This is a genomic window from Acinetobacter sp. 1294243 (genome assembly GCF_000588015.1).
GTDB classification, from domain to species: Bacteria; Pseudomonadota; Gammaproteobacteria; order Pseudomonadales; family Moraxellaceae; genus Acinetobacter; species Acinetobacter pittii.
Genome location: NZ_JFXG01000031.1, coordinates 1 through 14,866 on the forward strand (window position 1 = coordinate 1; position 14,866 = coordinate 14,866).

General features: G+C 36.9%; 12 protein-coding genes and 1 pseudogene. 11 read left to right on the top strand and 2 right to left on the bottom strand.

Going from position 1 to position 14,866, the window contains the following annotated elements; all coding sequences use genetic code 11:
* Window positions 1-1,199 (top strand): histidinol dehydrogenase (gene hisD / locus J655_RS23315; protein WP_032053334.1); only part of this gene is annotated, 1,199 nt, incomplete at its 5' end.
* 69 nt (window positions 1,200-1,268) lie between these two features.
* Window positions 1,269-2,354, top strand: a complete 1,086-nt coding sequence (gene hisC, locus J655_RS23320) for a histidinol-phosphate transaminase (RefSeq protein ID WP_005803381.1) — start codon at window positions 1,269-1,271, stop codon at window positions 2,352-2,354.
* 3 nt (window positions 2,355-2,357) lie between these two features.
* Here hisC and J655_RS23325 read toward each other — a convergent pair whose 3' ends face one another.
* The gene (locus tag J655_RS23325; protein WP_032053336.1) at window positions 2,358-3,710 is read right to left on the bottom strand and encodes an anthranilate synthase component I family protein; all 1,353 of its coding nucleotides are present in this window, start codon (window positions 3,708-3,710) and stop codon (window positions 2,358-2,360) included.
* A gap of 355 nt (window positions 3,711-4,065) precedes the next feature.
* Between J655_RS23325 and J655_RS23330 the strand changes: the two genes are divergently transcribed.
* The 6 genes and pseudogenes from J655_RS23330 (at window position 4,066) to J655_RS23350 (ending at window position 12,157) form a co-directional block, all read left to right on the top strand.
* On the top strand, window positions 4,066-4,941 hold the full coding sequence (locus J655_RS23330; protein ID WP_005071240.1) for a DUF6160 family protein: 876 nt from the start codon (window positions 4,066-4,068) through the stop codon (window positions 4,939-4,941).
* Window positions 4,942-5,243: 302 nt separating this feature from the next.
* A complete protein-coding gene (locus tag J655_RS23335) occupies window positions 5,244-6,077 on the top strand; it encodes a C39 family peptidase (protein ID WP_032007647.1) in 834 nt (277 codons plus the stop codon).
* 45 nt (window positions 6,078-6,122) lie between these two features.
* Window positions 6,123-7,292 (top strand): annotated as a pseudogene (locus tag J655_RS0104890) (hypothetical protein).
* 18 nt (window positions 7,293-7,310) lie between these two features.
* Window positions 7,311-8,975, top strand: a complete 1,665-nt coding sequence (locus J655_RS23340; RefSeq protein ID WP_032053338.1) for an OmpP1/FadL family transporter — start codon at window positions 7,311-7,313, stop codon at window positions 8,973-8,975.
* A complete protein-coding gene (gene filE, locus J655_RS23345; RefSeq protein WP_032053340.1) occupies window positions 8,969-10,210 on the top strand; it encodes a putative pilus assembly protein FilE in 1,242 nt (413 codons plus the stop codon). Before J655_RS23340 ends, filE begins: the two co-directional genes overlap by 7 nt.
* An 18-nt stretch (window positions 10,211-10,228) precedes the next feature.
* A complete protein-coding gene (locus J655_RS23350; protein ID WP_005803371.1) occupies window positions 10,229-12,157 on the top strand; it encodes a hypothetical protein in 1,929 nt (642 codons plus the stop codon).
* 58 nt (window positions 12,158-12,215) lie between these two features.
* On the opposite strand, the gene J655_RS23355 is transcribed toward J655_RS23350, so the two are convergent.
* Complete coding sequence (locus tag J655_RS23355; protein ID WP_017400079.1) at window positions 12,216-12,764, bottom strand: NUDIX hydrolase; 549 nt, start codon at window positions 12,762-12,764, stop codon at window positions 12,216-12,218.
* 114 nt (window positions 12,765-12,878) lie between these two features.
* Here J655_RS23355 and J655_RS23360 point away from each other — a divergent pair, with 114 nt between their 5' ends.
* The 3 genes from J655_RS23360 (at window position 12,879) to tsaB (ending at window position 14,856) form a co-directional block, all read left to right on the top strand.
* Window positions 12,879-13,505: a CoA pyrophosphatase gene (locus tag J655_RS23360; protein WP_014208431.1), complete on the top strand. Its 627-nt coding sequence runs from the start codon at window positions 12,879-12,881 to the stop codon at window positions 13,503-13,505.
* A gap of 22 nt (window positions 13,506-13,527) precedes the next feature.
* Window positions 13,528-14,055, top strand: a complete 528-nt coding sequence (locus tag J655_RS23365) for a gamma carbonic anhydrase family protein (protein ID WP_078210186.1) — start codon at window positions 13,528-13,530, stop codon at window positions 14,053-14,055.
* Between the two features lie 135 nt (window positions 14,056-14,190).
* Window positions 14,191-14,856, top strand: a complete 666-nt coding sequence (gene tsaB, locus J655_RS23370; RefSeq protein ID WP_005803365.1) for a tRNA (adenosine(37)-N6)-threonylcarbamoyltransferase complex dimerization subunit type 1 TsaB — start codon at window positions 14,191-14,193, stop codon at window positions 14,854-14,856.
* The last annotated feature ends 10 nt before the right edge of the window (window positions 14,857-14,866 follow it).

The window sequence follows — 14,866 nt, forward strand, 5'->3', positions numbered from 1 at the left end:
AAACAGTAGATCAAATTATTGCTGATGTTCGTCAGCATGGTGATGATCATGTTTTAAAGCTTACTCAACAGTTCGATCGACATCCTGCGCATCAATTTTCAGATTTAGAATTATCTCAACAACAACTTAAAACTGCTTTTGATAATTTAAGCCCAGAAATTCGTGATGCTCTAGAGTTAGCAGCAAAGCGTATTCGTACATTTCATGAAGCTCAGAAACAAGAGAGCTGGACTTATATAGATGATTTAGGTAATACATTAGGACAAAAAGTCACACCTCTAGACCGTGTGGGTATTTACGTACCAGGTGGTTTAGCCTCTTATCCGTCTTCAGTTTTAATGAATGCAGTGCCAGCCCATGTTGCTGGTGTACCTGAAATTATTATGGTTGTTCCTGCACCAAACGGTGAACTAAATCCATTGGTTCTAGCTGCGGCTTACCTTGCAGGAGTGAGTCGAGTATTCACCATTGGGGGAGCTCAAGCTGTAGCAGCGCTTGCTTATGGTACTCAGACTATTCCACCTGTAGATAAAATTACTGGCCCTGGAAATCGTTTTGTGGCGGCTGCCAAACGCGCTGTATTTGGTCAGGGTGGTATTGATATGATTGCTGGACCTTCTGAAATTTTAGTATATGCAGAAGGTGAAAATAATGCAGATTGGTTAGCTATGGATGTTTTATCTCAGGCTGAACATGACACAGTTGCTCAAGCTATTTTCATTACTCCTGATGAAGCTTTGCTTAATGCGGTAGAGTTGGCAATTGAAAAGCATTTAAATGAATTGCCAAAGGCAGACATTGCGAGAACTTCGATTGAAAACCGTGGTGCTTTGGTATTAGTAAAGGACCGTGCAGAAGCAATTGATTTGATTAATCAAGTTGCACCAGAACATTTGGAACTTTGCTTAGATGATGCCGAGGCTATGAGTGAAGATATTCGCCATGCTGGAGCAATTTTCATGGGGCGCTATACACCTGAAGCAATTGGTGACTATTGTGCAGGTCCAAACCATGTATTACCGACCTCTGGAACTGCTCGTTTTTCTTCTCCATTAGGTGTTTATGATTTCCAAAAACGTTCGAGCTTAATTATGTGTTCGAAAGATGGAGTCAAATTGTTAGCCAAAACAGCCGACATATTAGCTGTCCAAGAGAACTTAGATGCCCATGCACGCTCAGCTCGCTATCGTTATCAATAAGCTTATAAACCTTGTAGTTTTTTAATTATTACTCAGGGCTGGTTTTCAGCCCTTTTTTGAGATAAGACCATGACTTTATCTACAGCACAAATGCGCTTTTGGAGTCCAGAAGTTCGTGAGTTAGAGCCGTATGTTCCTGGTGAACAGCCTAAAATTCAGAATTTATTGAAGCTCAATACAAATGAAAATCCATATCCGCCATCACCAAAAGTAGTTGAAGCAGTTCAAGCTGTTTTAACTCATCAGGCTGATGCATTGCGTTTATATCCAGACCCAGATGCTACGGCATTAAAACATGCGATTGCTAAGCAACAGAATATTGAAGTTTCACAAGTTTTTGTTGGTAATGGCTCAGATGAAGTACTTGCTCATATTTTTAAAGCATTTTTTCTTCAAGATGAACCAATTCTTTATCCAGATATCACTTATAGCTTTTATCCAGTTTATAGTCAGTTTTTTGGTACAAAGACTAAAGAAATCCCACTCAATGATAATTTTAAGATAGAAGTTAAAGATTATGTGCAACCAAATGGTGGGGTTATTATTACAAACCCTAATGCTCCAACAAGTATTGCACTAGGCTTAGCAGAAATCGAACAAATTTTAAAAGCTAATCCAGATCGAGTGGTTGTCATTGATGAGGCTTATGTTGACTTTGGTGCAGAATCAGCTGTGAGTTTAGTAAATCGCTATGAGAATCTGGTTGTGTGTCAAACAACTTCAAAATCTCGTTCTCTTGCGGGTTTACGCGTTGGCTTCGCGATTGCTCAGTCTCATTTAATTGCTGCACTTGAAGCTGTCAAAAATAGTTTTAATTCATATCCTATTGACCGTTTTGCAATTGCAGCAGCGGTAGCCTCTTTTGAAGATCAAACTTATTTTGAAGAACAATGTCAAAAAGTTATTTCTAGTCGTGAAAAGCTAGTAGATGAATTAACTACTTTGGGCTTTAAAGTTTTACCTTCTAAAGCAAACTTTATTTTTGCTTCACATCCATTGCATGATGCAGGTCAGCTTGCACAGCAATTACGTGAGCAGGGCATTATTGTGCGCTATTTCAATAAGCCTCGTATTAATCAATTCTTGCGAATAACTGTAGGAACTGATGAGCAAAATGAGCGTTTAGTACAAACATTAAAACAAGATATTCTGTAAATTTTACTCTGCTGTGTTGTTCATTAGGTTCAGCATAGCAGAGACTTTATCAAGACTCTCTTGATATTCTGCTTCAGCATTTGATGCAATTGTAATACCACCGCCAGCCCATAAAGAAAGCTGATTCTGATATTGTTGAAAACTACGGATAAGAATATTCCAGCGGCCTGTACCATCAAAATTGAAATAGCCTAATGTGCCGCAATATGCACCTCTTGCTGCTTCCTCTAACTCTTCAATGATCTGCATTGCCCGAATTTTCGGAGCACCTGTGATTGATCCTCCAGGTAAGGCAGAGAGAAGCATTTCCATAGGATTGACGTCATCTTTAAGGGTCGCAACGATTTCGCTTACCATGTGATGTACTTGATTGAAACTTTCAATCTCAAATAGTTTTGTTGTTTTTACAGATCCTGTATTGGCATAAATGCTCAAATCATTACGTAATAAATCAACAATCATGACATTCTCTGCCTGATCTTTTTGAGAGTTTTTTAAGGTTTGTTTTGAAATAAAATCTTTTTCTACATTTTTATAGCGAGGCATTGTTCCTTTAATGGGTCTTGTCTTAATTTGTTTATTTTGATTGAATTCAATAAAAAGCTCGGGGGAACAACTTAATAATTCAAAATTATCTAACTTTAAATAGCCTGCATATGGTGCATTAGTAAGATTCCATAAATCTGCTGCTTTATTTAATAAAGATCCTTTGAAATCAGCTTTAAATTCTTGGGTTAAATTAATTTGATAGCAATCACCAGCTTTAATATATTCTTGTATTTTAGTAAAAGCATCAAAATATTGTTTTTTAGACCATCTTGGCTGAATAGTAGTTTTTAATTCAAATATATTTTTAGAATGATTAGAAATAGAATTCTCTATTCTATTTTCAATATATGAGAATAGCTCAAGTGCATCTGATTCATCACTAAAAAAATACCAATCATTATCTATATATTTTAAAAAAGAGCGATATTGTCCTAAGAATAAAGAGGGCTGTATGTGGTTTCGTATGTCAATAAACTGATGAGCAGAAAAATCATAACTGATAAAACCAATATAACCTCCTGTAAAACTTGTCGTAGATTTAATATTTCCTTGTGAATTATTCTCTTTAAATTGGGTAAAGTCTATTAAGTGATTTAATTTTGATATATTTCTATATTCATTAAAATTTTGATGATGAAACTCTAAATAACTTTCATCTTGAAAAAGAATATATTTTTGAGGAAGAAATCCAATAATTGGATTGTTATTGTCATTTAAATAAATAAGCCCAGTTAACCCGTGTAACTTTTTTAAAATATCGGCAGCACTTTTACCATGTAAAGAGATTTTTTTCTTTAACTGAGACATTTTTAAATAAGGTAGTGGTTAATGAGAGAACATAGTTTACTACAAGTCATAGTTCATCAGGAGGAAGAGTTTTAATTGGAAAGCTTTTTGCTGATAAAACAAGCACAATTACAGCTTAAGATTTTATATGTTTATGATCATTTATGAAGTAAAACCTAAGGTGTACCGTTTGTCGGGTAATTGGCAAAAAATGCACAACACTAGTTGAACAAAAAGTAACGTAGATGTAATTTAGTAATTGCTAAGCAAAACTACTCAAGGATTGGAAGTTTCGGTTGCCATATAAAGAAAAATGCGACTTGAGACAATGAGAGTGGTTAAAGTCAAAAAATAAATGCTCTTGGGAGAGTGCTCAATGAAAATGTTCACTAAACTTGCTTTAGTTTCTTCTTTAGCTATCAGCGCAAATGCAATGGCAATGCAGTCAATGGACGATGCTGCGCTTAGTGCTGCTACTGGTCAAGATGGTATTAATATCGGTATCGCTTTGGGTGCTGGCGGTATTTCCATCGATAAATTATATATTCACGATAACGATGGTTTAGACCCAACTACAGGTATTGTGGGTGCTACAGCAACTGCAGGTGCAATCACAATTACGGGTACAGATGCAACTCAAGGTAAAGCGATAACTCTTACGCAGGTAGATACAACACAGAATTTATTAGATCTTAAAATTGATAGCGTTGGTGCATCTGCTACAAATGGCGCGTTTTTAAACGTTGCTGCAAATGTAGGTGCAGTTAATGTAAAAGTTGGTTCTATTGGTGTTGGTAGTTCTGGTACTTTAAATGAAACTACTGCTGTACGTGGTATTACAGAAGCAGCTCCAACTGAAATTCTTTCTGGTTTAGATTTATCTTTAGGCGCTATTTCAGCTAATGTTCAATTAGGTGCTACACCACAAGGTGCAATGATTAAAGTAAATTCAAGTTTGCAAGGTGGTTTAACTTTATCTAACCTAGGTATTAATGATGCTGCTGGCGGTGGTAAAATTGTCCTTGATAAAGTTATGGTCCGTGGTGCTGGTAATACAACTGGTAACTTAGATGTGAATGCTGACATTTCTGTTGTGCCGACTGGATTGAAGATTCAAAATAATAGTACTCAAGGCATGAACGTCTATGCACAGGGTATTCGTTTAGGTTCAAATACTGCTGCTTCAATTGGTGATGTTGAAATCCAAGGTATTAATGTAGGTACTTCTACAATTACAATTTCTGGCCACTAATTTAAAAGTTTTAATAAAAAAAGCGCGTTTAATACGCGCTTTTTTAATTTATTAACTCATCTAGTTTTGTTATATAAAAATATATTTTAATTGATAAAAATAAGCCGTTAAATTAAGAATCAATTTAAATTAACTATAAAAGTCTCTTTATTTTTATAAAACTAAACGTTCATCAAAAAAAAGTAAAAAAAGGCTGTTTTTTTCAAAAAAAAAAGGTATCTTCAACACACAGGGATGTAGAGCTATTGCTCTAAGAATAAAATGAATAAGGCCAGTTAGGCCACCATTTAGAACAAGTGCTTATGTTAGAGATTGCTTTGGGCTCAGCATTGATATATTACTTTGCGACAGAAGCCTTCGAAATAGAAAAAAAGCCACCGGGAACTGTTTATTATACAGAGACTGCCGATTCACGTAATTTATCATTTCGCCGAAATCATATTGAGCCAGTAACGATTAAGCCTGCGATAGAAGATCAATTTCGCGGTATTGTTCGACAAGCATATGACTATAGCTGTGGTTCAGCTGCACTTACAACTTTGTTGAATGGTTATGTGGGTACAAGCTTAACTGAACAACAAACAATGAGTGGTTTACTTCAGTATGGTGAGTATCAACGAATTATTGAACGCCGTAGCTTTTCACTACTTGATATGAAGCGTTTCGTAACTGCTATTGGTTTGGATAGTGGCGGTTATCGAGGGGGGTTTTCGGATTTAGTTAAATTAGGTCAACCTGCGATTGTTCCTATTTCATATGCTGGTTTTAAACATTTTGTCGTATATAAAGCTTATAAAGATGGACGAGTCTATGTAGCTGATCCTGCTTTAGGCAATATCAGCTTTGATGAAAATCGTTTTAAAGAGGTTTGGGATAATAATACGTTATTTGTTATTTCTGTGCCTGAATCACAGCGTAAAGACTTATTAACATTGAAAGATGCTGATATGCGTCATGTGGAAGATGCAACTGTTAACCGTTATGCCTTTGTAGATGTGCAATATCCAACGTTTAATTATGATCGTTTAGCAAATAAAGCCTCAACAATGCGAAGGGTTCTGGATAATGATAGTCACTCTTCCAATCATAATCAGCCGATAGAAACTTATATGCGTCTTTATTACAAACGTAAGTAATGAAAATTTGATTTAGTAAAATAAATAAATTGGGTGGGAAGAAATATGAATAATCGATGGATGAAGATGAGTGTATTGGTATTAAGCATGAGTGCTATTACAGGTACACTTTATGCAGATGATCAAGTTGCACAAGCAGATGTACAAAATAGTACAGCTGTTTCTGAAGCGACCACGGTATCAGATGTAACGCCAACATCAAATTCAGTGCAAGAAGATGCATTAGCTCCGACTAATGGATCTACCACTACTGAATCTGAACCTACATCAGCTAATCCAGAAGCAAATCAAGCCGCGACTGCTTTACAGAAAAAAGAAGGAGATGCGAGCCAATAGACCAATTTACAAGAAGTTTTTACCTCGAATGAACGACAATATTCATTAATTAAAAAAGGCGAAATTTCAACATATTATGATCTCGATTATACCTATTACCGCGATAGTATTTTAGATTTAGCATTAGGAGATGATAATTCTAGTATTAGTCGATTGAGTATTAGGGAAGATGCTCAGCATACATTGACCAACAGTTTTACAGCTCAATATGGTGTTTTAGATAATTTAACACTTTCAGCGACTGTACCTCTTGTTGCTAAATCTGATATTGCTAGTGATTCAGATACTGCAGGGTTAGGGGATATTTCATTAGGTGCACGTTGGGAACCTTTCCCATTGAAACAAGGACGCTTACCTTTAGTTTTGTTTGGTAGCGTTTCTACTAAAACTGGCGATAGTCCATATGAAGTTGCTCAAAATGAACTTTCAACTGGTAAAGGTTATTACTCTGTAGGTTTAGGAGCAAGTACTCGTAAATATATCGATCCGGTGGTTTTATTTGCTTCAGCATCTGCCAATTATGGTTTTAAAGAGACTGGTTTAAATCAGGTACGTGGTAATCGTATTTTAGAATCTTTTGATCCTGGAATCAGTGGAGGATTCTCTTTCGGTTTTGCCTATTCCTTTAACTATGATGTGTCCTTAACCATGTCTTACCAACAAAGCTTTAACTTAAATTCAGAGTTTCAGTTTGCAAATGGTGAATCATATCAGTCACCAGATCAGAGTAGTGCGGTGATGGCTTTTGCTTTGGGGGTACGTGTTTCACCTGATACGATTGTTAACGGTACAGTTGGCTTTGGTTTAACAGAGGATGCACCAGATGTTTCACTTGGTTTGTCATTCCCGCTAGATATCTTAGGTTTGCGCAAAAAATAAAAATAAGGAGATAGGCAGGTGAAATATCCTAAATTATGTCCTTTAACAATGGCAATTGTGATCTCTGGTTTTTCTAGCTTTGCCAATGCTCAATTAGGACAAAACCTAGCTGTTGATATTCGTTCATTATCGATGGGGAATGCTGTAACAGCAGATCCACTAGGTATTAGTGCTGTTCATTTTAACCCTGCAGCGTTAGCCAAGATTGATGGGCTACAAACTGATGTACAGGGTATTCTTGCTAATTTTGATATCCAACGCGAGTTTTCAGCCCCCCCTGGCTATAATATTTTTGGTTATTCAGATGATCCTCTTGTCTGTAATGATGGACCAGAGGTTACTGCTAATATTTGTACAGATTTTAAGGGACCTGTGCGTGGTGATGTTGAATACGCTAGCTTGTATGTCCCTATCCTTAAAAAAATGGTTGATTTAGGGGAGGGTTATCCACTGGTTGCTCCTACTGCAGGAATTGCCTACAAACCACCTGGCTCAAAAGTAACTTATGCAACAGCGATATATGCACCATTGGTTGCTGGTTTTGGAGCAGAAAATGGAAATGCTGGTAACTATATGGGGCAGCAAGTTGCAGTAGAGCGAATCACCTATTTATCCCCATCTTTTGGTTTTCAAGTAAATGATCACTTATCAATTGGTGCCTCAATTGGTATGTCTTATAACGCACTAGCATTGAAAACTGATCTTCGCTTTCCAAATGAGATGCTTGGTGTATTGCGTATGGTTGATGAAGTGGTTTGCGCACCATTTAAGAATAACAATGACATGATTACCGACTTATTATTATTTGGTATGTGTAATGCTCAGGAAGGAATGAACCCATTTAATAAAATGGGAGCTTTACAAGTTTCATTGGAGCAGTCTTTAAGTCCAAGTTATAACTTGGGCTTATTGTGGGAACCGACAGACGATTTTGGCTTCGGTATGGTTTATCAAAGTTCAGCCAAGATGCGTATGAAAGGCAAATACTTGATTGATAACGCTAAAGCACCACAAGAATTGATTAAGGGATTGAATTCATCTGCTACAGGTCAAATTTTAGCTAGAATTTTAGGTTTGCCTGGTTATGTACCTGATATTGAATCAGGTTTAGTTGCAATGGATCTAGAGTACCCTGCACATTTTCAGGCAGGTATTAAGTATAAGATCTTGCCAGACTTACAAGTGAATTTTGATGTTGGTTGGACAGATTATTCGGCATGGGATAAATTTAAATTTGAGTTTGATCGTCAGATCTCATTACTCAAAGTTGCAAAATTATTATCTAATGATGTGACTGATAACTCTTTAGCATTACCTTTAAAATTTACTTCACCATGGAGTTGGGGTATTGGTTTAGAGTATTCAGCAACGGATCGTTTAAAATTACGAGCTGGTTATGAGCCCCGTGCCAGTGCTATTCCTAATGACAAACGTAATACCATGGTCCCAATTAATAATGCACAATTATTTGGTTTAGGATTAGGTTATCGTTTTGATGCAGATACAGATTTGGATCTTTCAGTTGGTTTCTTACGCAGTCGCGATAACATACCCGCGTGTACAAGTACTTTATCGAATAAATGTGGTGTTGATAATATTTTATTAAATCCTTATGCGGGTTTAGATGTAAAAACGAATACTAAAGTTACAGTGCTTGGTTTGAGTTATAGAACAAAATGGTAAGACAATATAAATGGATGTTCCGCCCTAAACTTGCTATCTCAATTTTATCTGTTGCGATGGTAAGTGTTTCTGTATCTTATGCAGATGGTTTTTACACGATTATAGGTCCAGATGGGCGTCCTATGATTGTACCGAGTAAAAAAGTTGATCAAAAAAGACAGCTACCTCCTAGAGTGGAAATACAATCTCAAAATCTACCGAATAAAATTATAATTGATCCAGCTCAAAAAGTTTCTAAAGAAAAAACTACTATCGATTCACCAAAAAAAATGGAGCAATCAACACAAAAGAAATTAAATACTGCACCGACTGCACCGACTGCACCGACTGCACCGACTGCACCGACTGCACCGACTGCACCGACTGCACCGCAAAAAGTCCAAAATACTCAGCCTACTTCAGCAAATAGTCATGAATTAAAAACACCTATTGAAAATGTAAAACTTCAGACGGCATCTAATGATGAATGGCAGAAACAATTACTTTTAATTCCACCTCCGATCAAAAGTACTTCACAGGCTTCCCCTGAGCCAAATTCTTCACAAGATAAGTCTAAATTTACTACTATTGATGGCATAGAATATGTAAATAGTGAATATCTTGAAGACCAAGAGTTTAATTTAGAAGGAAAAAAACGTTTTTATATCGTGCCAGATGGTTTAGGCAGAACTGAGTCAATAGAACGTAAAAAAGGTCTAAGTCGATCAACGTTGGATCAGCTTTTTAATCGACATACTCAAGATACAGAGTCGGCAGTGGTATTAGCGCCGACGTATATACGTTTATCTTCTCAAGATTTAGAAGCAACTTTTGAACAAGATAAGTGTTTTATTAAAAATTATAATAAATCAATTAAAAAGCTCAGTATAAGTAAAGAAGTAAATTTGTGGCCAAGAAAACCTCTTAAAGAAAAGTTTGAGTATGAGTTGATAAAGCTTGATCCTTCAATTCAACATTTAAAACTTATGTCATTCGCTGCTAGTAATGAAAGACCTTTATATTATTGGCCTTTAGTTATTTTTTTAGATGATAAAGGGTGTATTTTAGAGGGGGTGAGCGGTTTCAAGAGTAAATCGTATCCTTCTACTCTATTACAACACGCATCAATCCAAGGTGTTTTAAAATTACCACCCTTAGCACATTACATGATGTTGACGCCATTATCCTCTGCCGTAGATGTGGCAGAAAATGAGTTAACGAATCAGGGACAAATTCAAATTTCAGTATTACGTTAAAAATAAGTAGGATATCTAATGAATAAAAAAGTTTTATGGCCTTTTGCACTTACCACATTGGCACTGATGCTAAACGGTTGTGGTGGTGGTAGTTCCACAATAAATGAGAATCCTACAAATGGATCAGGAGGAGCTACTGCTAATGGAAGTTGTTCCGTAACAAACAGTGATTGTCTACAATTCTCTTTAGATTACCCAATAGCGGGTATTAATTTTACCTGTAGTAGTGCAGCGAATCTAAGTTTTGTTACTAAGGCTTCTGGAAATAGTGTTATCGGATCTTGTAAAGCAGGCGATACTGCTAGTTTTTATTTGCAAGATACCAAAGCTACAAGAAAAATTGAACTAGGCTCTGTTAAGTTAGACACTGTTTCAAAAATTCAGATGACTGTTCCGCCACGTTTGAAAGTCATGGATATGGCGATTGGATTAACTGGGCAAACACCAACCTCACTTAACCAGAATGATCCTACAGTGCGGGTTGCAATGGCATTGGTAAAACTTTTTCAAAGCGTTGGCTTAGAGAGGGGAGATCATGTTGCTGGTGATTTGCAGCCAACCCAATTTACCGATGAGAAGAAAAATACTTTAAATATTTTAGTTCAAAATATTACAGCTACAGAATGGAAAAATGGTGCTTATGCCAATATTTTGAAACCATGGTTAGATGTAAGTCCAGTATCAGATACGCAAGCTTTTGAATTGGTAACGCAGTTGGCACACTTAAGTTTAGTAGGGTTATATCAATCAGATTATATTACTTTGGCTGAGCCTAATTTAATATCTGAAAATTTTTATGGATGTAATTTAACTAATTTAGCAGATTGCCCAAAAAATAGCGCTAATACCCAACATATGTTTGGTAATTTATTCTTACTATCTGATCGTCGGGGATATACATTTGGTTATGGTTTACAATGGAAAGGAACGAGTACAATTACAAGCCAGTTAGCAATTAGTGCAGTATTAAATGTCTTGACGAAATCTAAGCCAACTCAAATGGTTGCAGACTCGCAAACTACTTGGCTTGATCCAATACAGACAGAAATTAAATCAACACAACCATTCCGTTTAAAAACTTCTAGCAATACAAATGAAGATTTAGTGATTTATCAAGGCAAATTATTGAATGATTCACTTATTGCAGGACGTGATAGTTCATATTTCGGGTTAACAAATACTAAAACTCCTAATCCTCAGCAGTATGCTTTATGGAAACAGAGTGTTGATAACCAAAATTATAATGGTTCTATGGATATTTATAAGGTAAGCCCTGCGAGCTATCTGTCTAATCAGATCTTTAAAACAGCTAATAATGTCAAATCTGGTCAAACTTATATTTTCCCATTATATGCAACTCTAAACTTTAAATTTGATACAGCAGGAATTGCCCCTATTGATTTGGGTATTGTAGTTGATGAAAATGGAGACATTAGAACAGATATTAAACCTAATGCTACTGCAACAGACATGTCTGGTCAGTGTGGAGTGGTTTCGAATACGAGTTTAATTGATAACAATGGCGTTCAGCAGTACAGAATTGGCACAACTGGAGGAACAGAGTCGGCCACCAATGATAAGTCAATTACAGTAAGAATGATTTTTGGGGTGCCTCAATTAGGGAAGTTAAATGGCATTGTGGTAGGCCTAAATTCAAATGTAGTTCAAAGTACTTCTCAAACTGGTAGCCAAACTTTACTTGTAAGTGGCGCAAAAATTAACGTTGCTAATCTATTACAAGGGCAGACCAGTGGTGCGAATCTTACTACCTATGATAACAAAACAGTTTCATGGTTAAATCCGTACGCTTTCTATCAACAAGTTTATAATAATATTAAAGATATTTCACCTGCTCCGACTGAGACTGAAAAAGCTTTAGGTCAACGTATGACTGGAACTGTGACACTTAGAACAGCTGATTGTTATCAGATTAAGACTAAATCTTAAAAAAATAAAAGACATATAAAAAAGACCGCGAAAGCGGTCTTTTTTATTATCTAATTGATTAACCTGTATGGTCTAAACGAGTACCCAAAGTTTCAAGATGTGTTGGAAAAACTTGTTTCTTACGATCTTCAAAATAATGTCTTAATGTATGTTCGACACTAGGAAAGGCCAGTTCTCCCCATGGAATTTCATGCTCTTCAAACAGACGACTTTCGATGCTTTCTTCACCAGCACCAAAAATGCCATCTTTCAGCTGTGCTTTGAAAAGAACATAAATTTGACCAATACGCGGAATATTGTACATACAATAAAGTTGTTCTATTTCTATCTCGGCTTCTGCTTCTTCACGAGTTTCACGTGCTGCACCTTGTTCCATGGTTTCGTACAATTCCATATAACCAGCAGGTAATGTCCATAAGCCATAACGAGGTTCAATCGCACGACGACAAAGTAATACTTTGTCTTCCCATAACGCTAAGGCACCGCAGATTACTTTGGGGTTTTCATAATGAATATTTCCACAATGAGTACAAACACGGCGTACTTTATGATCACCTAAAGGAATTTTTTGTTCGGTTTTATGCCCACACGCTACACAGAAACTCATAATTATCATCGAGTATAGAGATGACCCAGCATAACTGAATTTTTAGACTTACGCATCAACTCTATTCCCTAACTTTGATTTTCAGATATGATGCAAAGAGAGACAGAATAATAGGTGAATGGTATGGAAGAGCACTTGCTAACACAAAAGTTACAGCAAAGATTGCGCTTTTCCACCCGCATACAAGAAGCACAAGCTGCAGTACTCATTGCCATTACGAATGAGAATGATCCTAAGGTACTGCTTACACGCCGTTCAATACATATGAACAACCATGCGGGGGAAGTCTCTTTTCCTGGGGGAAAGCGTGATCCTAGTGATACCAGTAATATTGTTGTTGCATTAAGAGAAGCTCAAGAAGAGACAGCTTTAAATCCGTTTGATGTACAGTTGTTAGGTGATTTGCCGATGCAGCGAGCAAGAAGCGGTTTGTCTGTAAAACCGATCGTTGGGCTTATTCCTCCTGAGGTCACTTTAATACCTCAGCCTACCGAAATTGATCGAATTTTCTTTGTCCCGTTACAGCAACTGATCGAGACGCGTCCGACACCCTATGAAGTTCGATATGCTCATCAGTCTTTATATTTCCCAAGCTTACAGATTGATAATGAAATTATTTGGGGGTTAACTGCTCGTATGTTAGTTGCTCTGTTTAAATATGGACTAGGTTATCAAAAAGATTGGCCATTTTTACTTAACTCACCAACCTTTGGAATGCCAAAGTTTTCTCATAAAAAATAAAGATCAGGATTGATAAATTATGATGTATAGCTATCAAGGACAGCACCCAAAAGCATTACATGAGCCATGGGATGGTTGGGTTGCTCCAACTGCAACGCTAATTGGACAAGTAGAGTTAGGGCGTCAAGTCAGCATTTGGTTTGGTGCAGTAGTTCGTGCTGATAACTGTGTCGTTCGGATTGGTGATTTCTCTAATATTCAAGAAAATTCTGTCTTACATACCGATGCTGGACTTGAGTTAAATATTGGTGAATATGTCACAGTCGGTCATAAAGTCATGCTGCATGGTTGTACGATTGGTGATAATAGTTTGATTGGTATGAACGCCGTAATTTTAAATCGGGCGGTGATTGGTAAAAATTGTATTATCGGTGCTAATGCTTTAATTCCTGAAGGGAAGGTGATTCCAGATAATTCAGTGGTGATGGGTTCACCAGGCAAAATTGTCAAAACTTTAGATGAAGATGGGGCAGCGAAAATACGCTTGAGTGCATTACATTATGCTGAACACTTTAAGAGCTATGCAGATTTAAAAGAGTTTCACTTTTAAAATCTTTTAATAAGTTATTTTCTATGCCAAGCACAAGCTTGGCATTTTTATTTAGAGATAGAACAACTCGCCTATCAGAGCCGAGTGGGGTATCATAACCTTCGTTTTTAATCTGATTTAATACTAAGGTTGTGCATGAAATTGCTGGCGTTGGAAACTGCAAATGAGCAGTGTTCTATTTCATTAGTCGATGAAACCCAAGAACTGTTTTTTCAACTCGATACGCGGGCGAAAGCACAAACACAGACTATTTTGCCCATGATTGAGCAGGGGCTACAACAAACAGGTCTTGAAGTTGCTGGTTTAGATGCGATTGCCTTTAGCCGTGGGCCAGGTTCTTTTAGTGGTGTTCGAATTAATGCTGCTGTTGCCCAGGCTTTAGCTTGGTCACAAGATTTACCAGTAATTCCCGTTTCTACATTGCAAGCTTTAGCACAAGCTGCTTACCGACTTGAAGGTTTGGAACAAGTGACTGCGGTGCTTGATGCGCGTATGAACGAAGTTTACATTGCAAGTTTTGTTCTAGATGAACAAGGAATTATGCAGTGTATTGATGAAGAAAAATTAATGAGCTATGAGCCAGCAGCAGCTTATGCAAAACATTGCTTAATTGGTTCGGGCACAAAGTTACTTCAAGCTGATGCAGAGCATCAAACAATCACTGCAACTGCACAGGATATTGCTTCTATTGCACGTGTCTATGCTGCACAAAAGCAATGGGTGAATGCCGAGCATGCTTTGCCAGTTTATTTACGTGATGATGCGTGGAAAAAGATAGCGCATCAGGGTAAAGCAAAGTAAAGGCAGTACT

Coding starts and splice junctions, on each gene's coding strand:
- hisC (WP_005803381.1), top strand. CDS start 1,269: ATGACTTTATCTACAGCACAAATGCGCTTTTGGAGTCCAGAAGTTCGT.
- J655_RS23325 (WP_032053336.1), bottom strand. CDS start 3,710: ATGTCTCAGTTAAAGAAAAAAATCTCTTTACATGGTAAAAGTGCTGCC.
- J655_RS23330 (WP_005071240.1), top strand. CDS start 4,066: ATGAAAATGTTCACTAAACTTGCTTTAGTTTCTTCTTTAGCTATCAGC.
- J655_RS23335 (WP_032007647.1), top strand. CDS start 5,244: ATGTTAGAGATTGCTTTGGGCTCAGCATTGATATATTACTTTGCGACA.
- filE (WP_032053340.1), top strand. CDS start 8,969: ATGGTAAGACAATATAAATGGATGTTCCGCCCTAAACTTGCTATCTCA.
- J655_RS23350 (WP_005803371.1), top strand. CDS start 10,229: ATGAATAAAAAAGTTTTATGGCCTTTTGCACTTACCACATTGGCACTG.
- J655_RS23355 (WP_017400079.1), bottom strand. CDS start 12,764: ATGAGTTTCTGTGTAGCGTGTGGGCATAAAACCGAACAAAAAATTCCT.
- J655_RS23365 (WP_078210186.1), top strand. CDS start 13,528: ATGTATAGCTATCAAGGACAGCACCCAAAAGCATTACATGAGCCATGG.
- tsaB (WP_005803365.1), top strand. CDS start 14,191: ATGAAATTGCTGGCGTTGGAAACTGCAAATGAGCAGTGTTCTATTTCA.